At 39.6% G+C, this 21399-nt stretch carries 20 protein-coding genes; 11 read left to right on the top strand and 9 right to left on the bottom strand.

The window, feature by feature from the left end; translation table 11 throughout:
• Window positions 1-63: 63 nt before the first annotated feature.
• The 3 genes from FCN25_RS10150 to FCN25_RS10140 form a co-directional block, all read right to left on the bottom strand.
• Entirely contained in the window at window positions 64-1566 is a 1503-nt protein-coding gene (locus tag FCN25_RS10150; protein ID WP_137224343.1) for a capsule assembly Wzi family protein, read from the bottom strand.
• 4 nt (window positions 1567-1570) lie between these two features.
• Window positions 1571-2077: a pantetheine-phosphate adenylyltransferase gene (gene coaD, locus FCN25_RS10145; protein WP_137224340.1), complete on the bottom strand. Its 507-nt coding sequence runs from the start codon at window positions 2075-2077 to the stop codon at window positions 1571-1573.
• Window positions 2078-2173: 96 nt separating this feature from the next.
• Window positions 2174-2950 (bottom strand): glycosyltransferase family 25 protein, encoded by a 777-nt coding sequence (locus FCN25_RS10140; RefSeq protein ID WP_137224337.1) that lies wholly within the window; start codon window positions 2948-2950, stop codon window positions 2174-2176.
• A 501-nt stretch (window positions 2951-3451) separates the two neighbouring features.
• Between FCN25_RS10140 and FCN25_RS10135 the strand changes: the two genes are divergently transcribed.
• Both FCN25_RS10135 and rfaD read left to right on the top strand, forming a co-directional pair.
• On the top strand, window positions 3452-4453 hold the full coding sequence (locus FCN25_RS10135) for a glycosyltransferase family 9 protein (protein WP_137224334.1): 1002 nt from the start codon (window positions 3452-3454) through the stop codon (window positions 4451-4453).
• Between the two features lie 57 nt (window positions 4454-4510).
• On the top strand, window positions 4511-5464 hold the full coding sequence (rfaD, locus tag FCN25_RS10130) for an ADP-glyceromanno-heptose 6-epimerase (RefSeq protein ID WP_137224331.1): 954 nt from the start codon (window positions 4511-4513) through the stop codon (window positions 5462-5464).
• Between the two features lie 90 nt (window positions 5465-5554).
• Here the strand turns inward: rfaD and FCN25_RS10125 are convergent, their stop codons facing one another.
• From FCN25_RS10125 to FCN25_RS21335, 3 genes are all read right to left on the bottom strand, one after another.
• Window positions 5555-5947 (bottom strand): adenylyltransferase/cytidyltransferase family protein, encoded by a 393-nt coding sequence (locus tag FCN25_RS10125; RefSeq protein ID WP_137224328.1) that lies wholly within the window; start codon window positions 5945-5947, stop codon window positions 5555-5557.
• A gap of 9 nt (window positions 5948-5956) precedes the next feature.
• Window positions 5957-6604 (bottom strand): CDP-glycerol glycerophosphotransferase family protein, encoded by a 648-nt coding sequence (locus tag FCN25_RS21340; RefSeq protein ID WP_368074083.1) that lies wholly within the window; start codon window positions 6602-6604, stop codon window positions 5957-5959.
• Window positions 6605-6672: 68 nt separating this feature from the next.
• On the bottom strand, window positions 6673-7014 hold the full coding sequence (locus tag FCN25_RS21335) for a hypothetical protein (protein WP_368074082.1): 342 nt from the start codon (window positions 7012-7014) through the stop codon (window positions 6673-6675).
• A 204-nt stretch (window positions 7015-7218) separates the two neighbouring features.
• Here FCN25_RS21335 and FCN25_RS10115 point away from each other — a divergent pair, with 204 nt between their 5' ends.
• Window positions 7219-8334: a glycosyltransferase family 9 protein gene (locus tag FCN25_RS10115; RefSeq protein WP_137224325.1), complete on the top strand. Its 1116-nt coding sequence runs from the start codon at window positions 7219-7221 to the stop codon at window positions 8332-8334.
• Window positions 8335-8398: 64 nt separating this feature from the next.
• Window positions 8399-9247 (top strand): glycosyltransferase, encoded by an 849-nt coding sequence (locus tag FCN25_RS10110; RefSeq protein WP_137224323.1) that lies wholly within the window; start codon window positions 8399-8401, stop codon window positions 9245-9247.
• 19 nt (window positions 9248-9266) lie between these two features.
• On the opposite strand, the gene FCN25_RS10105 is transcribed toward FCN25_RS10110, so the two are convergent.
• The gene (locus tag FCN25_RS10105; protein WP_175405850.1) at window positions 9267-10310 is read right to left on the bottom strand and encodes a glycosyltransferase family 9 protein; all 1044 of its coding nucleotides are present in this window, start codon (window positions 10308-10310) and stop codon (window positions 9267-9269) included.
• A gap of 109 nt (window positions 10311-10419) precedes the next feature.
• Here FCN25_RS10105 and FCN25_RS10100 point away from each other — a divergent pair, with 109 nt between their 5' ends.
• Window positions 10420-11148, top strand: a complete 729-nt coding sequence (locus FCN25_RS10100; RefSeq protein WP_137224321.1) for a 3-deoxy-D-manno-octulosonic acid kinase — start codon at window positions 10420-10422, stop codon at window positions 11146-11148.
• Between the two features lie 76 nt (window positions 11149-11224).
• Here the strand turns inward: FCN25_RS10100 and waaA are convergent, their stop codons facing one another.
• Window positions 11225-12487: a lipid IV(A) 3-deoxy-D-manno-octulosonic acid transferase gene (gene waaA, locus FCN25_RS10095; RefSeq protein WP_137224318.1), complete on the bottom strand. Its 1263-nt coding sequence runs from the start codon at window positions 12485-12487 to the stop codon at window positions 11225-11227.
• A 117-nt stretch (window positions 12488-12604) separates the two neighbouring features.
• Here waaA and FCN25_RS10090 point away from each other — a divergent pair, with 117 nt between their 5' ends.
• The 5 genes from FCN25_RS10090 (at window position 12605) to glpG (ending at window position 17190) form a co-directional block, all read left to right on the top strand.
• Window positions 12605-13261 carry a TetR/AcrR family transcriptional regulator gene (locus FCN25_RS10090; RefSeq protein WP_137224315.1) on the top strand — a complete coding sequence of 219 codons (657 nt, stop codon included), beginning with the start codon at window positions 12605-12607 and terminating at the stop codon, window positions 13259-13261.
• Between the two features lie 334 nt (window positions 13262-13595).
• The gene (locus FCN25_RS10085) at window positions 13596-14789 is read left to right on the top strand and encodes a glycine C-acetyltransferase (protein ID WP_137224312.1); all 1194 of its coding nucleotides are present in this window, start codon (window positions 13596-13598) and stop codon (window positions 14787-14789) included.
• Between the two features lie 109 nt (window positions 14790-14898).
• The gene (gene tdh, locus FCN25_RS10080) at window positions 14899-15924 is read left to right on the top strand and encodes an L-threonine 3-dehydrogenase (RefSeq protein ID WP_137224311.1); all 1026 of its coding nucleotides are present in this window, start codon (window positions 14899-14901) and stop codon (window positions 15922-15924) included.
• A gap of 109 nt (window positions 15925-16033) precedes the next feature.
• Window positions 16034-16342, top strand: coding sequence for a thiosulfate sulfurtransferase GlpE (gene glpE / locus FCN25_RS10075; RefSeq protein ID WP_137224309.1), 309 nt, complete (start codon window positions 16034-16036; stop codon window positions 16340-16342).
• On the top strand, window positions 16339-17190 hold the full coding sequence (glpG, locus tag FCN25_RS10070; RefSeq protein ID WP_137224306.1) for a rhomboid family intramembrane serine protease GlpG: 852 nt from the start codon (window positions 16339-16341) through the stop codon (window positions 17188-17190). Before glpE ends, glpG begins: the two co-directional genes overlap by 4 nt.
• Window positions 17191-17303: 113 nt before the next feature.
• On the opposite strand, the gene elbB is transcribed toward glpG, so the two are convergent.
• Entirely contained in the window at window positions 17304-17957 is a 654-nt protein-coding gene (gene elbB / locus FCN25_RS10065; RefSeq protein ID WP_137224303.1) for an isoprenoid biosynthesis glyoxalase ElbB, read from the bottom strand.
• 531 nt (window positions 17958-18488) lie between these two features.
• Here elbB and polA point away from each other — a divergent pair.
• A complete protein-coding gene (gene polA / locus FCN25_RS10060; protein WP_137224301.1) occupies window positions 18489-21245 on the top strand; it encodes a DNA polymerase I in 2757 nt (918 codons plus the stop codon).
• Window positions 21246-21399 lie beyond the last annotated feature (154 nt).

Here is a 21399-nt window from a genome sequence, read left to right as displayed (position 1 = left end):
AAAAGGGAGCCATTTGGCTCCCTCATATCATCAACCTCAACTCGGGTTAATCAACTATAACGCTTAAAATCGATATTCATAAGTAGAGAAAGCAGTACCTTGAGTATCATCGTCTAGCACTTCGAATTCAGAATTAGATACACTGCCACCTAACGTTAACATGCCATTAAACATTGGCAAACGATATGACAGCTCAAGCATCATGAGATCTTCTTTTAAAGGTTGCGGTGCCCATTCATTATTAGTATTAGCACCATCTTTATTCAGTTGAGCATAGCGAAGAATAGAAGTAAAACCATGACTATTATCGAATTGACCAATTAAACCAAGTGCATAAACATTGGCATCACTATCATAGGTACTGCCAAAAGCACGACCATAGTAACGTGAGCCGCTTTGGTATGTTGAATGCTCGTAAAAACAGTTAAATTGATCTTTGTCTTCACCGCAATACACCATAGTATCGGTGTACTCGATAAATAACTTATATTGTTGTTTGGCAATACTAAAACGGGTATCGGCACCTACCATTTTACCGCAATCAACAATTTGCCATGGATCGCCTTTTGAATCTTCGCAGGTACGTTCTAGATACAAGCCCACAGGCACATTAAACCATGTATCAGCATATCTAACATCGAAGCCCGCCATCTGATTGCCATAGTTTGAACAGCCTACTTCATCAACATTATCTGCTCTACAGTCTCGCTGACCAGTAATTGATTTAATTGCGGTATTAAAGCTACATTCTTGCCCTTCACCACAAAACTGGGTTGTCCAAGACAACCCTATCTCTAACTGCTTGAATGGTTTAATAGCACCACGAAGGTTCCATAACAGTGTATGAGGAGCATAACGCTCTTCTTCTGTCATACTAATGCCACCCGTTAAACTCCAATCACCAACCCATGACAACCAAGGCGTTTCAAACGCTTGTGAATTGTTGCGGCTGACCATTAAAGATGGCATTGGTCGGGCATTGTTTGATTTATGTAGAGAAGAGTCAAACCCTGGCCCCCACCATTGGCCAACACTCCCGGCTGTCACAACCCAATTGCCTAGCACCATTGCAACATATGAATCATCTAAGCGAATTTCTTTTTCATCCGCTGGATCATAGTTTGCAGAGGCTGAAATTTTATAAGAAAAACGCTCACCAGTGTATTCATGTGAACCTTGTAGCTCACCTTTTTCACGATAGTCAGAACCAAAATGCTGGAAACGTGCCGCATCTGTTGCCGCAGCCACCTTTATACTGGTGTTACCACGATTACCAACGGCATTTTGGTAGTAAAAATTAACTCGTGCAAAAGCATCCACTAAATCAGGTGTTAGTAAAGCAGGCTCAGTTTGAGCTAAATCAGCTCCAATACCTGACCACATCAATGGAAAAGTATTAATAGGGCCGCTAATCACTCCCGCATCCGCTAAAGCTTGAATATCTGCTCGTAAATAAATATCTGAAGTGTCAACCCATGGTGCGGCTTGAACACTGCTACAGATCATCATTGCACTAAAACCTAGTGCGGTGGCTACCTTAGTTAACCAACTAAATCCATTTGTCATGAAATTACTTTACCTTTTTATTAGCTTGATTTTGCGCTACTTTTTTCTTTAATGCAGCGGCGACCTGTGGGTGAACAAATTGACTAACATCTCCTCCATGTAAAGCAACTTCTTTCACCAGTGTAGAAGAAATAAATGAATTCTCTTCCGCAGGTGTCAAAAAAACACTCTCAAGATCAGGACTTAAACGCCGATTCATATTTGCCAGCTGAAATTCATATTCAAAATCGGATACTGCCCGCAAACCACGTACGAGCACACTCGCATGTTGCTCTTTGGCGAAATCAACCAATAGGCCAGTAAAACCGACGACTTCAACATTGCCTAAATGTGCCGTCACCAAATTAACTTGAGCGACTCGCTCTTCAAGAGAGAACAGAGGTTGCTTAGAAGGGTTTGATGCGATGCCAATAATCACGTGTTTGAATAAGCGTGCTGCACGTTCGATTAAATCAGCATGACCGTTAGTCACAGGGTCAAAGGTACCTGGATAAATTGCTCTTCTGTGCATAATATATCGCCTTTACATCATCTTAATAGTCGTTAGTTTAGCTACTTCTATCCCAGAATAAATCATCATCTGTTTTAAACATTGGGTAATGTTATGTTACATGTCTACATTACTATTTTTGTATTTTTGTATTTTTGGAAGTGGTGGAAGTTGTTGTTTATTCTTCAATAAATCAAACTCGAATTTCACTTTTTGCCAAATACGCAGTAAATGATGTCGCTCAACGTTTTTACGTCTACCTTGTCGATTAATATCACTGTCTAAATCGGTCCCAATTACTGGAAAAGGCCTGATCACAAAACACCGCAACTGTTTTTCGTACCAGTACTGAATATCAATATCCACTGGACGGGCAATAGGATATGCCGTCGCCAATAATTTTTGTGCTCCAACCAATGACACACATTGGCCACGAGTAGAAGCCGGCAATTTTAAACACGTCGATAAGCTAAAGCGATCATCAAGCATTATCGATTTAACAATGTTTTTTTGCTTACGCCCATGACACAGCTTGATGTAATCCCAATCAGCAGACAGATTATTAATATGTTTTATCACATTCATTATTGAGGGATCCAAAACGGAATCGTCTTCAAGAATTAAGGCGTAATCTAACCGCTGTTCGACAATCATTTGCCAACATTGGACATGGCTGAGGTAACAGCCAATTTCACCCAAATTGAGCTTTTTATCATACTTTTGGAGGTTTTTTTGTGGATCATATACTTTAGCAATATCGGCATCGCATAGCTCTTTACCATAAACGGCAGAGATACGCTGGTATTCAATACCTAACTGTTTTAGCTGCTCATCCATGAACGTAAATCGTTCAGTACTACTATCTAAATTAATGAGAAAAACTTTAAAATTCATATATTACTAACCTAAACACTTATTTCCAGTCATGTGTAACTATTGAGACTTAATCTTAGAATATTCAGTACTATTAATAATCTACCGAATAAAATGCTCGAAGCTATAGTTAGGTTACTTTTGTTAGTGACATTTTATTTAATCCATTGAATAAATCAAAAACAACTTATAATTATCACAATCACTACTTCACGACGAACATCCGTTTCACCACTTTTAACAGCGAGAGGTTCAAGAGTATATCACTAATAATCTCGCTTTAGCTTGTTGTCAAAAAAGTTCTTATTAATCACCAGATGGCTTAACAAGAGCAATCTTCATTCGTTGACCCTTGATCAATTCCTAATGCAAAACGATGAACAAACGGTCTTGAGTTGATATACTCAGTGGCAACTCTTACGCCAATTATCATGGTCGTTGAGAAAACCATTAAACGTCACAATACAATGAGCCCCATCATCCGATGGAATTGAGTTAATATTTTATCTTTCAGACAATCATATGAAAAAAATTTTAGTCATCAAACACGATAAAATTGGCGATTTTGTGCTGACATGGCCTGCATTCTATCTGTTAAAAAAAGCCATGCCAGAAGCTACAATTGATGTATTTGTCGCACCAGTTGTGGAGTCCTTTGCTGAAGCCTGCCCATATGTTGATAACACCATTATCGACTCAAAAGATGATGCAAGCATTGCAGAACAAATTGCGAAGCAAAATTACGACGCAGTGATCATTCTGTTATCAGAATTTCGAATTTATAAAATCCTTAATAAAAGCAATATTCCATATAAATTAGTACCTAAACATAATTGGTATCAGTATTTATATAAACATCGGGCAAGTAATGAATACTTAAACAGTGAAGGTTGCTGGCGAGGTGCATGCATGCTGGTAGAGCACTTTTTAACTCATCACGGTTATGCTATCCCTAAACTACCTGATAGATTTTGGGATATGAGTGCTCGCAAAGAACATTGGCAAGAATACTATCAAAAATTAGTCAATGAAAAACTGATTTTTATTCATCCAGGTACAGGCGGTTCTTCTGGTTGCGTACCCGTAGACAAGCTAGTTCAGTTAATGATAAATATTGATAAACTGACTCTATCAGCATGCCACTTTGTTTTAACGTTTAATGGAAGTGAACTGGAACTAGCCAAAGAAATTAAAACTTTATTGGCAAATACCGCAATTAAAGTGTCGCTAGCTAAGCCGCTAGATAACTTAATTGATTTTTCCGAGTCATTGGTCGCGGCAGATATGTTTATTGCTGGCTCAACAGGTCCGCTGCATATCGCAGGATTACATAATGTTCCAACAGTTGGGTTTTACGCCGGAAGACGCTCAACACCTCATATAAGATGGGGAACATTATCTGAACCAAGTAAGCGGTTTGCTTACACGCCTCCAGTCGGAAAAAGAACGGGACGTAATATGGCGTTAATCAATTTTGATCAGGCATCGAATGACATAGCCGACTTTTTGAACAAACAATCTTAGATTGTCGCAGTGTGTTAAATTAAGCTCATCGCGAGCAACAATAATGGAAATACGAATATGATAGTTGTGACAGGCGCAGCAGGGTTTATTGGTAGTAATTTAGTTAAACAACTTAATGCCATGGGGCGAAATGACATTATCGCCGTTGACGATTTAACAGACGGCACCCAGGTGTTCAATTTGGCCGATTGTGAAATTGCCGATTATCTCGATAAAGATGATTTCATCAAGCAAATCCAAGCGGGCGATTTTGATAACAAACTTGAAGTGATTTTCCATCAAGGCGCTTGCTCATCGACCACTGAGTGGGATGGCAAGTTTATGATGACCAATAACTACGAGTATTCAAAAACATTATTACATTACAGCCAAGCCAATAACTGCCAATTTATTTACGCCTCTTCAGCATCAGTTTACGGTGGCAGCGAAAAATTTATTGAGCAACGTGAACTTGAAAAACCACTCAATGTCTACGCTTACTCTAAGTTCTTATTTGATCAATATGTAAGACAGCAAAAACTCATCGGCCAAGTGGCAGGGTTACGTTATTTCAACGTCTATGGTCCACGCGAACAACACAAGGGCGGCATGGCCAGTGTGGCTTTCCACTTTAACAACCAAATTAACACCAATGGTGTGTGTCGTTTGTTTGAAGGTGTTGATGGTTATAAAAATGGTCAGCAACTTCGTGACTTTGTATTTGTCGAAGATGTGGTTAAAGTCAATTTATGGCTATGGCAAAACCCATCAGTATCTGGCATATATAACTGCGGAACAGGCCAAGCGCAAAGCTTTAATGATGTTGCCAATGCAGTTATTGCCTACCATGGTAAAGGACACATTGAATACATTCCTTTCCCAGACAAATTGAAAGGTGCTTATCAGAGTTATACCCAAGCAGATTTAACTCAGTTAAGAGCTGCTGGTTATCAAGGTGAATTTAAAACGGTTGAACAAGCTGTACCAGAATATTTAGATTGGCTTAAAACTCAACATTTTATTGGCCAATAAAATGTTCTAACACGCCTAACGAATTGAAATAATGCTATGGATATGATCATATTCATAGCATTATTTTTTGCATCGAGATAATAGCAATACTTATCTAATTTCTTTAACTACCTCTATCAACATTGTTGTAGAAATAGCAGGTGTTCTCGGTAAGTACACGACTTTGCAGAGATGAGAAAGATGATCAAAACGCCCCTCCCAATCATCTCCCATAACGAGGCAATCAGCTTGATACTTTTGAATGTATTCGGCTTTAAGCTCTAATGACTCTTCAAGAAAAACCTCATCTACACATGATAATGCCGCAACAATTCGCATTCGATCTCTTTCATCACAGATAGGGTTTCGTTGTTTTTTACTAAAATTTAATGCATCAGATGAAACGCCAACGATCACATTATCACCCAGTTCTTTTGCTCTTTCTAAAATATTTAAATGGCCAATATGAAACATATCAAAAGTGCCAAATGTAATAATATTCATATTTACCTTTTACTTTAATAAATAGTCTGTAATACGTTGACTACAAAGACCATCAACAGCCCCAACAAGTTCCGCTGTATATTTGGCTCTTTGTGTGGCAAATAGATCTGGTGAGGTAACTTGTTGATCAACCACTTGCTTTAATTGGCTAAATGTTTTTGCATGCGCAGCCACATCAGCATATTTGTATAAATCTTGATCGACCCGATTTTCAAATCTAAATCTGAAAATCCCTCTATATGACCAACGTAAATGATAAAAGTCACACCATACAACGGGCTTGTTCAGAGCGGCAAACTCAAATAAGGCAGAAGATGCATCACTAATTAACACGTCTGCAGAGGCCATAAAAGGTAATAAATTAGCTTCTTCAGCTTGTGCTAGGTATACATTACTGAAACTAGCCCAATGAGTTAATAAGTCTTTTTGTTTCTTATAATTCGGCTTACTCAAAGAGAAGTAATGAGGTTTAAGCAAAATATTATACTCAGCAAACTGTTCCGGCCAGTTCTTGGCCATTTTTTCAATACTGCTAGGATAAAATGTCGGAGCGTACAACAATGTTTTTTTGTTAGGGTCCATACCAAGAGCAACTAAATCCAAACCACGCTCTACACCTTGAATAATAGGATCGAGCTTTGCGTAACCAGTATCCACAAATATTTTCTCAGGAAACATCTCTTGCAAGCGATTTAAACGATACTGGCCTTCAACGAAACGAACATCTATATCCCCTTAGAAACAGTATAGTAAATAGATTTCGGTCCAACTCCGTGCTGCATTAGAGCCGTTTTACTGACGTTTTTTAATCGGGATGCACCAGAGAACGCATTGCCAAAAATAACCCAAGATGGTTTGGCATCTAAATAATATTCAAGCGCCTGAGCTTCATTATCTACCCATACAACATCTAACTGATGTTGCTTTACTAAAGAGACTAAAACTGATTGCTGGTCGACACTTTTGTATACCACATAAGTGACAGGTATCGAACGTTTCTGTAACTCTTCAGCGACGGGAAGATATTGTGGTAAATAATATGGATGCAGAACATCAAAACAAATCACAGTAAATCAATTCCTATTAGTTAAACGCTGAATTAATGGGATAGATAATATCACATAACAATAAACTTCATCATTATCTCAACCATCTAAGCAAACATTCTGACAATATGAAAAACTGACAGTGAATTTGTTACGGTATTGATTCAAAAATAGGGTTTTTCAAGGTATCCTATCAATTATAAATACTAACAAAACCCTTAATTTATGTCGATTATTACTACTGAGCAATTAAAAGCATGTAAACGATTTTTATTTATATCACCAGTAGCATTAGGTGATTTTCTTTATTTAAAAACATTCTTAATTGCATTAAAGCAACAATACTCCCATATTGAACTCGACATATGGTTAGATGACAACCGTTGCAATACTGATGGTTGGCGTTTATCACGTAGCAAAATTTTGCAACAGTGGATGGAGACGGAGGGTGTATTTAACATCACTTATGGTTGCACTGATTCAAGATTAGCGATGCAAAGTCACATCGAACAAGCTAAAAAGAGACAATATGATATTGTTTTTTGCCATACGGTTAGCAAGAGTCGTCAATACTCTCAAATAGCTCGGACAATAAGTAAAGATGCCTTTATCGTTTCTAGTATTCCTAAAAGTGCTTCTTTTGGCTGGTTCAATAATCTATTTTTTCGTCATTCTGATTATACCTTTGTACTGGATGAGAAAGATTTATCACAATCACATCATATTACAGATAGGTACAATTTGATTTTTAATCAAATAACAGGATTAGCATTAAATAAAAACCAGTTAATGCCAACACTAAAAGTGCCACCTTCTATTGAGCCAATCACCAGTACTTGGCTACAAGCACAATTTAGTGATACAAAAAAACAAGGTAAGCTACTATTTCTCAACCATTTATCGACTAGTGAGAAGAAAAACTGGAAATTATCACAACTTTTTGAATTAATAGTTAACATATCCAAAAATGACCAAACTCAAAGATATATTATCAATGTGACTCCAGAAAACTATGATCAAGTCTGTATTGAGACCCAAAAGTTTGTTAAAAACACAGGTTTACAGGTAGCTGTTTTTACTGTTAATGAACACTTTTTCGAACTTCCTTCACTTATCGCTCATGCAGACTTTGTTATTACAGTTGACACTGCAATTTTACACTTTGCTTTTGCCGCTAAACGTCCATTGCTTGCTATGATGCGTCAAAAGAAGCCGTATTGGGCCCCACCTGAAAGTGCAAGTTCTCATGTAATGTATGCCACTGAAGGAAAAGGCTATATTGAAAATATTTCAGTTGATAGCGTCTTTGCACAATATACAAAAATGAATCTCAGCACCTGACATAGAAAGCTGAAGTCACCACAAATACTTTATACAGCTCAGATATGAGATTGAGGTAACAGGAATGAAAAAAGCTATTTTTACTCTCGCCATTGGTGACAATCCAATGTATCGCGCAGCAGTTGAAAGCTTCAAAGTCTATGGAAAAAAAATAGGTGCCGATGTTATAGTTTCGGATCAATTACACTATAAAATTCATGTCAACAATCCTAAATTTGATGCGAGTCCGGCTTGGTCAGAAAAACTTTATATTTCTGAAATTCTCAAAAAATATGACCGGGTATTATATTTAGATGCTGATATTATCGTCACGCCATGGGCAAGGGACATATTTTCTAAATATCCAGATCTTGATACCGTTTATATGTTTAATGAGGGACTTCATCGCGACCGTAGTGAACAGGTTACTCAAATAAATGCTGTATTAGGTGATGTAAACTGGCCAAAGGAATCCAATCAGATTGTTTATTACAATTCAGGAATGTTCCTTGTTTCAAAAGAAACTGGCTTATTTGATAAAGCCAATATTGAAGAAATGCAGGCTATTTGCAACGAGGTTAAATTTTATGATCAAACCTATATCAACTATCTGATAAGAAGAGATAACATTAAAAGCGTCGGTGTAGAAGCTAATTTTAACCGTATGCAACTTCTAGGGCACGATGATTATCAAAAAGCAGATTTCATTCATTATTCAGGCCGTGGCTACCGCCAAAAAGTGCCAATGAGAGAGCTAAAATACATCATAGATTATTGCGACATGTTTAAAGACAGCTTGAGTGAAGCAGAAATCTTGAAATTTAAGCAACAAGCTTGGCATTGGTACATGTTGAAGCAATACCGAAAAACTAAATTACCTATTCCACTTTTAAGTGCTGTATTTGGTTTATTCCACCCTCAACACAAATATTAATAGCTAAAGCTCGCTATGTTTAGCGAGCTTTTTCATTCTGTTGTAATTTAGCCATAACATTGATGACCATGTCTACTGAGATCATCTGCATCAAATCAGAGCCTTTGGCTCGTTTCCCCCATTTTACATCACCTTCAACCTGTTGCTTTATGACTTGGTCATAAACCGACACGGTATAATCTCGATAAAAATAAGGTCCAGTTCGCCCGGGGTTTGAATGAGCATACAAGCCAATAACCGGTGTTCCCTGAGTGACGGCCATATGCAAAGGTCCGGTGTCAGGTGCGAGCACTAGCTTGGCTTGTTTTAACACTGCAAGTAGCTGAGTCAAAGATGTCTTGCCTACTTGATTATCTAATGGTTGCTGGCTATGGGATTGAATCACATCGGCTAAGGTTTTTTCTAACGCGGTTGGACCGCCGCACAACATTACCCGATAACCTTGAACAACAGCATAATCAGCCACTGCAGCGTAACGTTCTGGTAGCCAATTGCGTTCAGCTTTACTGGCCGCAGCACAAATCACTAATACCTTATCATCACCCACTAATTGTTTGGCAAAGTCAGTATCGGCTTGTGGTACAGGAATGTTCCAGCTTGGCGTTAAGTCTTCTACACCAATGGCTTTAGCAAAGCCCATAAAGCCATCTAATACATGGGGCCTCGCCAAGGGTTCTACAGCATGATTTGTCACCAGCCACTGACCCTCTTTGCCTCTAGCCTTATCAAATCCGACTCGCACTCGTGCGTTAATCATTAATGAGGCTATGGTTGCACGAAGTGCTACTTGCATATGCAGCAACACATCAAAATGTTGACCTTGTAAATCACGGCGCAACTGAACATAGCTACGCCAGCCTTTAGACTTATCGAAAATAACAAATTGAATGCCAGGTAAGTGCTTGAGTAATTGATATTCAACCTTACCAATCACCCAAGTAATATTAAGGTTTGGATATTGTTTTTGAATAGCCTGCACCATCGCCACCGCATGGCAAACATCACCAATGGCAGACAAACGCAGTAAACATAATGAACCTATCGAACTAAAGTCAGCTTTCATTGATAATCCAATATGTTTGAGTGAAGAATAAGGCGATTAAGGCAAGTTAGTGATCTTAAGGTATAATGTTATTTCGATCCACAATCTAACCAATGCTATTGATAATTAGATGCAAATAAAAACCACTCAACTTGGCCATGTCGCATGGTGTGAAACCACTGCCCAGCAATTAGCACCACAAGATTTTGCGGTCGATGGTTGGCGGGACAACAATGCCGTTGTGGGTCAGTCTAAGGGCCGTTACACCACATGGTTTGTCAAAACTGCTAACTCGGACTCATCGCAAACATGGGTGTTACGTCATTATTGGCGCGGTGGGATGATGGAAAAATTCAGCCGAGATGCCTATCTCTATACAGGCCTAAAACGAACTCGCGCGGTGGCTGAATTAACGATACTCGAAACCTTATATCAAGAAGGGTTTGCCGTTCCTCGTCCCATAGCAGCTAACGTTGAACGATTTGGTTTATGGTATCGTGCCGACATTATTATTGAACATGTTGCAGGTGCAAATGATTTAGTAGCTTACTTAAGCCATAACCCAATGACTGAGTCACAATGGTATTTATTAGGCGAAACTATTGCCAAATTCCATCAACGTGGGGTATATCACGCCGATTTAAATGCAAAAAACATCTTACTTGCGCACGGAAAATTCTATTTAATTGACTTTGATAGAGGTGAATTACGTACGCAACACCCTACATGGCAGCAAGCCAATTTAGATCGTTTGCTACGTTCGTTTAAAAAGGAACACGCTAAACTGACTACGCTGCAATTTAGTCAACAGCATTGGCAGCAATTACTTGCCGGTTACCAAAGCGTAAACCCAATCTAAGGCGAACTTTTGTATTGAGGGGTTATAAAAATAGACGCTAATCTGCGTCTATTTTTAGATAGCTGGCTGCAAAATATTAAACAATAAGCTTATTAATCAGTGTGAATTGCTTTAATAATGCACCTCGATTTTGTTCAACCACAGCCAGAGCCGCTGTAGATGCTGATTGGTACATATTGTTATCGGTAAACTTATTCTGTAATTCTTGCGCTAATTCATCTGCAGAACTAATACAGGTTAATGCACCCGCATCAGCAAGTAATTGTGTGATTTCAGCAAAGTCCCAATGATTGGGACCAACATACACAGGCAGCCCCATCGCGGCAGGTTCAAGTGGATTATGACCACCATTATTAATTAATGTGCCGCCAATAAATGCCTGATCTGCAGCGCCATATAACATCACTAGCTCTCCCATAGTATCGCCAAGCAATACTTGAGTTTTCGCATTCACCTCATCATTCATACTGCGCCTAGCTAACGTCAACCCTGACTGGGTGACGGTAATAGCGGCTAAATTAAATTGCTCTGGGTGTCGTGGTGCCATAATTAATAATGCATCAGGAAAAAGACTTAATAGTTGCTTATGGGCGGTCAAAATAGCCTCAAACTCACCGGGATGAACACTACCCGCAACCCAAATAGGAGAGTTAACGCGATGCCACTCTGCACGAAGTGCTATTGCGTGCTGTTTCTTTATAGGGTCAATAGTAAGATCGAACTTTACACTACCACACACATGTATACGTTGAGCTTCCACACCTAAATCAATAAACCGTTCTGCTTCACGCTGAGTTTGTACAGTAATCAAGTTGAGCTTGTTTAGCATTGGCACAGCCAAACGACGTTTTTTAGCGTATTTATTTGCTGACTTTTGTGACAAGCGCGCATTAGCCAAAATCAATGTCACTTGTTGTCGCGCGGCAAAGTAGACTAAATTTGGCCACAATTCAGTCTCCATAATAATGCACACTTTAGGCTGTATTTGACGTAAAAAGCCTTTGATAGCATAAGAGAAATCAAATGGTAGATAGCAATGTTGCACCGTATCGCCAAATGCTTTAAGCACTTCAGCAGACCCTGTTGGGCTGGTTGTTGTAACCGTAAATGTATCATCAGGGTGTGCAGTCATAAGTTGCTTAATCAACGGAATAGCCGCTAGCGTTTCTCCCATAGAAACACAGTGTATCAACACATCTGTTGGCATTAACTTGGTAAAACCAAAGCGTTCAGACCAACGATGACGATAGTCGACACTTTTTATCGCCCGAAATGCTAGATAGAGGATAACCAGCGGAAACATTAAATATAGAAAGAAAGAATAAACAATACGGTTCATGTAAGAAGAGTCATCGATTTTTGCTTGTCAGATAAGCACAATGTTAACATACTCGTATTAAGTCAGCTTAAGGAATTATTTGAGCGACAATAAGTCAATAATGAATATGGAAATCACATGAAAACCCGAGATAAAATCATTTTTGCCAGCTTAGAGCTATTCAATGAACGTGGTGAACGAAATATTACCACTAACCATATTGCAGCACATTTAGGCATTAGTCCGGGTAATTTGTATTATCACTTTCGTAATAAAGAAGACATAATCAACTCCATTTTCAGCCTATATGAAAGTCATTTAGAATCAGGCTTTAATCCTTATGATGATGTCCCGATCACCATTGAATTATTAATGGGTTACTTTGATGCCATGTTCTATACCTTATGGCAGTTTAGATTTATGTATTCCAATCTAGCAGATATTTTAAGCCGTGATGATGCGCTAAAAACTCGCTACTTACATGCTCAACAACAAGTTCTTAACCGTTCAAGCAATATTTTACGCAAACTAAAAAAAGACGGTTTTCTTGATGTAAATGACAATAAAGTCACTGCGCTTGCTGACACTATTAAAATGATGGTCAGCTTTTGGATTAGCTATCAATTAACTCAATCAAGCACATCAACGATTACTAAAGCCACCTTATATGATGGTTTATTAAGAATATTAATGATTTTTCAGGCTTATGAGACTCCTACGTCAAGCGAAACATTCTCCCGTTTAGAACAACATTATTTAGACATAGCCAGTAAAGAACGTCATCTAGCTGAGTAAGTAAATGCTGCCAATACTGTTAATTGCGCTCAAGTAACACATTTTTAAACTCGCTAATAACCCACTACTATTGAATCGGTTATTAGCGGATTTTTTTAGGGTTTCCTCTCACAGCTCAAATCCAGCTACCGACTATGTTAACGATTAGTTTTTATTATGTGAATAAGCCAATAGCCCTAAACTAATTCATGTTGGTCTGACGACTTAAAAAAACGCTGTAGAGCAGCAAAAATAAAGGTTAGAATGCCAACAACTCCAAAGCACCCTGTCACTTATAGCGGTGTTTTACTGCGTGATTTGGATAAGCATAATAACCATATTTAGGAGAACACCGGTGGCATCTACCTCTTTTTACGACAGAATTAACCAGCAAATTACCGATGTAAAAGCCGATGGCTTATACAAAAGTGAGCGAGTCATAGCTTCAGCTCAACAAACTGCCATTCAGGTTAACAGTGAAGAAGTGATTAACTTTTGTGCTAATAACTACTTAGGTTTAGCCAATCATCCTGAACTTATTAAAGCAGCAAAAGCCGGTTTAGATAGTCACGGTTTTGGTATGGCATCAGTACGATTCATCTGTGGTACTCAAGACATTCATAAGCAATTAGAAGCCAGCCTAAGTGAATTTTTAGGCATGGAAGACACCATTTTGTACTCGTCTTGCTTCGATGCTAATGCTGGTTTATTTGAAACCCTATTAGATGCTGAAGATGCTATTGTGTCCGACGCCCTTAACCATGCATCAATCATTGATGGCGTGCGTTTATGTAAAGCTAAGCGTTTCCGTTACGCCAATAACAACATGGCCGACTTAGAAACTCAGCTTATTGCTGCTCAAGCTGCTGGTGCACGTAATATTTTAATCGCCACTGACGGTGTATTTTCAATGGACGGCGTAATAGCCAACCTTAAAGGCGTATGTGACTTAGCGGATAAATACGGTGCATTGGTGATGGTCGATGACTCTCATGCTGTAGGTTTTATCGGGAAAAATGGTCGTGGAACCCACGAATATTGTGACGTGATGGACAGAGTCGATATCATTACTGGTACCCTAGGTAAAGCTTTAGGCGGTGCATCAGGCGGATTTACCGCGGCAAAAAAAGAAGTTGTTGAATGGTTACGTCAACGCTCTCGCCCTTACCTATTTTCAAACTCATTAGCACCTTCGATTGTTAGCGCCTCTATCCGTGTGCTTGAAATGCTAAAAACTGGTCAAGACTTACGTGAAGCCGTTTGGGAAAACAGCCGTTATTTCCGTGAACAAATGTCTGCTGTAGGTTTTACCTTAGGTGGTGCAGACCATGCCATTATTCCCGTCATGATTGGTGATGCTAAATTGGCTGGTGATTTTGCCAACCGTTTATTGCAAGAACATATATATGTTGTTGGTTTTTCTTTCCCAGTAGTACCTAAAGGCCAAGCGCGTATTCGTACCCAAATGTCGGCGGCACATACTCGCGAACAACTTGATCATGCTATTGATGCCTTTACTCGTATTGGTAAAGAAATGGGCATTATCTAATCTATCTTAGGTTCATTGAACCATAAATAAATTAAGCATCGCGCAGCTATAGCTCAAGTTAAAGCTAGCTCAGGCTAAAGATTGCTCAGACTAAAAATAGGTCATCAACATGAAAGCATTAAGTAAGTTAAAGCCCGAAGAAGGCATCTGGATGGTCGATGCACCAAAACCAGAAATGGGTCATAACGATCTGTTAATTAAAATTCGTAAAACAGCTATTTGTGGTACTGACGTCCATATTTATAACTGGGATGAATGGTCACAAAAAACCATTCCTGTTCCTATGATTGCGGGTCATGAATATGTCGGCGAAGTCGTCGACCTTGGCCAAGAAGTTCGTGGTTTCAGCGTTGGTGATCGCGTTTCAGGTGAAGGTCATATCACCTGCGGTCATTGTCGTAACTGTCGTGCAGGCCGAACTCACTTGTGCCGTAACACTTCTGGTGTTGGTGTAAACCGTGATGGTGCTTTTGCAGAATACCTAGTAATACCCGCTTTTAACGCTTTCAAGATCCCTGCTGATATTTCAGATGACCTAGCAGCAATATTTGATCCATTCGGTAACGCTGTACATACCGCATTATCGTTTGATTTAGTCGGCGAAGATGTATTGATTACTGGCGCAGGTCCAATTGGTATTATGGCTGCAGCAGTATGTAAACATGTCGGTGCTCGTCATGTTGTCATTACTGATGTTAATGAGTATAGACTTGATCTTGCCCGTAAAATGGGGGCAACCCGCGCAGTTAATGTCGCTACAGAAAACCTGAAAGATGTCATGAAAGAGCTTGGCATGACAGAAGGCTTCGACGTAGGTTTAGAAATGTCAGGCGTGCCTTCGGCATTCCACGCCATGTTAGATACCATGAACCACGGCGGTAAAATTGCGATGTTAGGTATTCCTGGCGGTGAAATGGCCATTGACTGGAGTAAAATCATTTTTAAAGGTTTAATCATCAAAGGTATTTATGGCCGTGAGATGTTCGAAACCTGGTATAAAATGGCAAGCTTAATCCAATCGGGTCTAGATTTGTCTCCTATCATTACTCATCATTTTAGTATTGATGAATTCCAGCAAGGTTTTGATGCTATGCGCTCAGGTCAATCTGGAAAGGTCATCTTAAACTGGGATTAATCATTAAGATCTAGCTTATGCACACCAACAAGGGGTTGTATTTATACAACCCCTTGTTGCAAACTGGCGTTTAGCCAATCGCTATTAGAACACTTTTATAGGTAATATCATGTCTGGTTTTAAACATCTGTCTATTAATGAGCTTATCCATATGTCCAGCGAATCAAGCGATATACAAATTGTCGATATTCGTGATGCCGCCAGTTTTGCTGCAGGTCATATTGAGCACGCTGTTAACTTGAATAATGAAAACTTAGCCCACTTTATTGCAGATGCTGATATGGATAAACCGCTTGTGGTGGTGTGTTATCACGGCATGAGCAGCCAAAGTGCAGCTAGCTACTTAAATGAACAAGGCTTTGATGACATCTACAGTCTCGATGGTGGTTATAGTGCCTGGAGCTTAGCTAACTCATGATAGAAATTGGCCAACTACCTAATGCACGTGCTGCACAAGCATTTATTGATTACCTAAAAGGGTTAAATATTCAATGTCATGCCGTGACTCATGCTCAAGGTGTTGGCCTAGTCATTGTTAACCCAGCCGATGAAAGCCAAGCTAGAGCCGAGTTAATTGAGTTTGCTAAAAATCCATATCATCATAAGTATTTACAGGCATCTTGGGATAACGGTGCGACAGATACCAAATTTGACTATGGTCCTGGAACCAAGGGGTTATTTCAACAATTTATGACAGGAGCAGGCCCACTTACATTGATGTGCTTTTTTGCTTGTGTTGCCGTTTTCGCAGGTATGAACCTAGGTTTTGCCGATGCCATCTACAGTAAATTATCTTTTTTTAGTGCAGTCCCTGATAGTGACTTCAGCCAAGTATGGCGGGTATTCACGCCAAGCCTAATGCACTTTTCTGCTATGCATATCATCTTTAATTTACTGTGGTGGTGGTATTTAGGCGGTAAAGTTGAAACTAATTTAGGCACTCGCCCCTTGCTATTCTTATTACTCGTCGCTGGCACGATACCTAATATCGTGCAATTTTACATAAGCGGGCCTAATTTTGGAGGGCTATCAGGTGTCGTTTATGCTGTGGTTGGTTACACTTGGTTAATGGGTATTCGAAAACCCAGTTGTGGTATTAATTTACCGCAATCTTACATGGGATTTATGCTCATTTGGCTAGTACTTGGTTTTACCGATGTGCTGGGAATGCCTATTGCAAATGGAGCCCATATTGGCGGGCTTTGTATCGGTCTAGCTCAAGCGTTGTTTGATAGCAGAAAGTCACAACGGGTTAAAACCCACTAATAACATATTCCACTTAGCCGACATCCGATAATGGTGCCACTCTATTTGGCACCATTATTCACCCTCGTTTTGAACACTGACCGACTTATATTTATGATGCTTATAAACTGAACTTAAGCCATTTCAAGTACTTTATTGACTAGTTTTTCAATACCAATATGTGCCTCTAAAATCGATGTCGCTAACATATAAGCTGGCGTGCTGACGATTTTATTCACTTCATCAACAACGATATCTTCTACTTGGGCATTTTTATGCTTACCGCCCATTTCATAAAATGCATGAGCAGTTTCAGCATCAGTCCCAATGGTACCAATGGCTCCTTTGCCATAAATATTAGGGATCATCACAGGTGAAATACACACAAAACCGACAGGTTTATGGGCTAACGCAAAATCACGAATAAAGCTCTCTACAATAGGCTGAATGTCGCAATTGCTACCCGTGGTAGCGAAGTTAGATAAATTTTTAGCGGCACCAAAACCGCCAGGGATCACTAAACCATCAAATTGACTAACATCTAACATACTGGCATTAAGGACTTCACCTCGAGCTATCCGAGCAGACTCAACTAATACATTACGAGTTTCGTCCGTATTGACCTCTCCAGTTAAGTGATTCACCACATGCATTTGGGCAATATCCGGAGCAAAGCATTGATATTGTGCACCCGCCCGCGTTATCGCCAACAAGGTTAATACAGCTTCATGAATCTCAGTTCCATCAAAAACTCCACAGCCACTTAATAAAACAGCAATCTTTTTCATGACATCCACCCTTAACTTTTAATTACTAATGTAAAATTTACAACAAAAAACCAACAAAACGGTTGATCTGATTAAAAATCGTGCTAACTTAGAACGTCGAATTTAGGAGTTGCATGTTTTTTCTCCATAAATCATCACTAAATTCCATTGTGGCTTAACTGACATCAATAAAAAAGTCCACAAATTAGTAATATTTATTAGAATTAATATTCAGCTCACAAAAATAAAAATAAAACATATAATTCAACAGGTTATAATTTTCGTTTCCAGTCGTAAGAAAATCTATCCCGCAACGTTGATTAATTAACTCACAGACTTATCCACAGGCTGAGAGCATATTACTGTGGCTGATTGTTGGCTTTTCTCTATAAAAACACCCACTAAACCTCACTCAATCCATCACTAGTCAGAATTTACAGTAATTAAACACTATCTTGAGTAAATAATTGGCAATCTCACAAGCATCTTGAGGTGCTGTGGGTATAATGTCATTCTATTAGTCTCGCAAAATACTGAATACGAATATTAATTATGCCAATTATTCCTAATAACCCGCTCATCCTTGTTGATGGCTCATCTTATCTTTATCGCGCTTATTATGCGCCGCCTCATTTAACTAATTCAAAAGGTGAAGCAACAGGCGCGGTTTATGGTGTTGTTAATATGCTTCGTAGCTTATTAAGCCGTTATAGTCCTAGTCATATTGCTGTCGTTTTTGATGCGAAAGGCAAAACCTTTCGCAACGATATGTATGGTGAGTACAAAGCCCAGCGCCCACCGATGCCTGATGATTTGCGTACTCAAATAGAACCATTACACAGAATCATTCACGCAATGGGTTTGCCTTTGATCTGCATTTCGGGTGTTGAAGCGGATGATGTGATCGGCACCATCGCCCTTCAAGCGAGTAAAGAAGGCCGTGCGACACTAATCAGTACTGGCGATAAAGACATGGCTCAACTAGTGAATGAGCATGTCACATTAATCAATACTATGACTGACACCATTATGGGCCCTGAAGAGGTCAAAACGAAGTACGGTGTCAGCCCAGATAGAATAATCGACTTTTTAGCACTAATGGGTGATAAATCAGACAATATTCCAGGGTTACCTGGCGTCGGTGAAAAAACCGCATTAGCCATGCTCACCGGCATGGGAAGTGTAGAAAATATCTTAGCGGATCCGCAAAGCGTCATTGATGTCGGCTTTAGAGGCTCAAAAACCATGCCGGCTAAAATTATCGACAACGCCGACATGCTAAAACTGTCTTACAAACTCGCCACCATCAAAACCGATGTTGAATTAGAACAAGATTGGCATGAGCTTAACGTTAAGCCCCAAGATCGAGATGAACTGATTAAATGTTATTCTGAAATGGAGTTCAAACGTTGGTTAGCTGAAGTATTAGATAATAAACAACCTCACGGCACCATCAGTATAGATAGCGATGAAGAGATCACAGTATCACCTATCATTGAAGCTGAATACGAAACAATCCTGACTGTAGAAGCACTCGATAAATGGATTGAAAAACTCAGTAGCGCCGAACTTATTTCTGTTGATACTGAAACCACCAGTCTCAATTACATGGAAGCTGAACTTGTCGGTATATCATTTACAACCGAAGTTGGCAAAGCTGCCTATTTACCGTTAGCGCATGATTACCTAGATGCACCAAAGCAAATTGATAAAGCCATTGCTCTTGAAAAACTGCGCCCGATCCTTGAAAGCGATACTCCACAAAAAGTGGGACAAAACTTAAAATACGATATCAGTATTTTAGCCAACGCAGGTATCACCCTTAAAGGCGTCCGTTTCGATACCATGCTCGAATCCTATGTGTTTAATTCAGTGGCATCACGTCACGATATGGACGGTTTAGCCCTCAAATACCTTGGACACAAAAACATTAGCTTCGAAGATGTTGCTGGCAAAGGCGCAAAACAACTCACTTTCAACCAAGTTCACCTTGATGTCGCCGGACCTTATGCCGCTGAAGATGCCGATATCACTCTGCGTTTACATCAACATCTATGGCCAAGGCTTGAAAAAGAACCAGAGTTAGCCAGTGTATTTAATGAGTTAGAACTACCATTAATTCAAATATTATCCGACGTTGAGCGCCAAGGTGTATTAATCGACTCAATGTTACTGAGCCAACAAAGTGTTGAATTAGCCAAAAAGCTGGATGATCTTGAAAACAAAGCCTATGAAATAGCGGAAGAGAAGTTTAATTTAGCTTCACCTAAACAGTTGCAAACCCTATTTTTTGAAAAACTAGGTTATCCAGTAAAGAAGAAAACCCCAAAAGGGGCACCATCAACATCAGAAGAAGTGTTAGTTGAACTAGCACTAGATTACCCTTTACCTAAAATCATCCTACAACACCGTAGTTTAGCCAAACTAAAAAGCACTTATACCGATAAGCTACCGCTTATGGTCAATGCTACGACGGGTCGAGTTCATACCAGTTACCACCAAGCTAATGCTGCCACCGGGCGTTTATCATCAAGCGATCCAAACTTACAAAATATTCCAATCCGTACTGAAGAAGGTCGCCGTATTCGCCAAGCCTTTATCGCTCCGGCAGGACGTAAGATTTTAGCAGCCGATTACTCACAAATTGAACTGCGGATCATGGCTCATTTGTCTCAAGATGCAGGTTTACTTAAAGCCTTTGCTGAAGGTAAAGACATTCATAAAGCTACTGCAGCTGAAGTCTTTGGGGTACATTTTGAAGAAGTGACTACAGAACAACGTCGTCGCGCCAAAGCAGTTAACTTTGGTTTAATTTATGGTATGTCTGCGTTTGGTTTAGCTAAGCAATTGGATATTCCACGTAACGAAGCGCAAACCTACATAGATACTTATTTTGCACGCTATCCCGGTGTCCTAAAATACATGGAAGAAACTCGAGCCATCGCAGCTGAGTTAGGTTATGTATCTACATTATTCGGACGACGTTTATACTTACCAGAAATCCGCGATCGTAATGCAATGCGTCGCCAAGCGGCCGAACGAGCGGCAATTAACGCACCAATGCAAGGTACGGCGGCTGACATCATTAAAAAAGCCATGATACTCATTCATCAGTGGATCACCCAAGAGACTCAAGGTGAAATTACAATGATAATGCAGGTACACGATGAATTAGTGTTTGAAGTGGATGAAGCTCAAGCTGAAGCGCTCAAAATCAAAGTGTGCGATTTAATGGCACAAGCGGCATCATTAGACGTAACCCTATTGGCAGAGGCTGGAATTGGCGACAATTGGGATCAAGCCCACTAATCATTGGTTTATGCTACGTTGAATTGGCATAGTGTCAGTCACGAAAACACAAAACGCCGTATTCATTGGAATACGGCGTTTTTTTGCGGGTATTTTTTACCGCGAGAGCCCCTTAAACATAGCAATCGATAAACAATACGACTCAAATACCACA

It is taken from the genome of Shewanella sp. MEBiC00475 (genome assembly GCF_005234075.1).
GTDB classification, from domain to species: domain Bacteria; phylum Pseudomonadota; class Gammaproteobacteria; order Enterobacterales; family Shewanellaceae; genus Shewanella; species Shewanella polaris.
Note: the sequence above shows the minus strand (reverse complement) of the source record. Positions and strands in the feature narration are given on the sequence as shown.

Excerpts from the sequence above, each read along its gene's own strand:
- FCN25_RS10140 (WP_137224337.1), bottom strand. The coding sequence starts at position 2,950 with ATGAATTTTAAAGTTTTTCTCATTAATTTAGATAGTAGTACTGAACGA.
- FCN25_RS10150 (WP_137224343.1), bottom strand. The coding sequence starts at position 1,566 with ATGACAAATGGATTTAGTTGGTTAACTAAGGTAGCCACCGCACTAGGT.
- FCN25_RS10135 (WP_137224334.1), top strand. The coding sequence starts at position 3,452 with ATGAAAAAAATTTTAGTCATCAAACACGATAAAATTGGCGATTTTGTG.
- coaD (WP_137224340.1), bottom strand. The coding sequence starts at position 2,077 with ATGCACAGAAGAGCAATTTATCCAGGTACCTTTGACCCTGTGACTAAC.
- FCN25_RS10090 (WP_137224315.1), top strand. The coding sequence starts at position 12,605 with ATGAAAACCCGAGATAAAATCATTTTTGCCAGCTTAGAGCTATTCAAT.
- glpG (WP_137224306.1), top strand. The coding sequence starts at position 16,339 with ATGATAGAAATTGGCCAACTACCTAATGCACGTGCTGCACAAGCATTT.
- waaA (WP_137224318.1), bottom strand. The coding sequence starts at position 12,487 with ATGAACCGTATTGTTTATTCTTTCTTTCTATATTTAATGTTTCCGCTG.
- polA (WP_137224301.1), top strand. The coding sequence starts at position 18,489 with ATGCCAATTATTCCTAATAACCCGCTCATCCTTGTTGATGGCTCATCT.
- FCN25_RS10105 (WP_175405850.1), bottom strand. The coding sequence starts at position 10,310 with ATGAAAGCTGACTTTAGTTCGATAGGTTCATTATGTTTACTGCGTTTG.
- glpE (WP_137224309.1), top strand. The coding sequence starts at position 16,034 with ATGTCTGGTTTTAAACATCTGTCTATTAATGAGCTTATCCATATGTCC.
- FCN25_RS10110 (WP_137224323.1), top strand. The coding sequence starts at position 8,399 with ATGAAAAAAGCTATTTTTACTCTCGCCATTGGTGACAATCCAATGTAT.
- FCN25_RS10100 (WP_137224321.1), top strand. The coding sequence starts at position 10,420 with ATGCAAATAAAAACCACTCAACTTGGCCATGTCGCATGGTGTGAAACC.
- FCN25_RS10115 (WP_137224325.1), top strand. The coding sequence starts at position 7,219 with ATGTCGATTATTACTACTGAGCAATTAAAAGCATGTAAACGATTTTTA.
- rfaD (WP_137224331.1), top strand. The coding sequence starts at position 4,511 with ATGATAGTTGTGACAGGCGCAGCAGGGTTTATTGGTAGTAATTTAGTT.
- tdh (WP_137224311.1), top strand. The coding sequence starts at position 14,899 with ATGAAAGCATTAAGTAAGTTAAAGCCCGAAGAAGGCATCTGGATGGTC.
- FCN25_RS10125 (WP_137224328.1), bottom strand. The coding sequence starts at position 5,947 with ATGAATATTATTACATTTGGCACTTTTGATATGTTTCATATTGGCCAT.
- elbB (WP_137224303.1), bottom strand. The coding sequence starts at position 17,957 with ATGAAAAAGATTGCTGTTTTATTAAGTGGCTGTGGAGTTTTTGATGGA.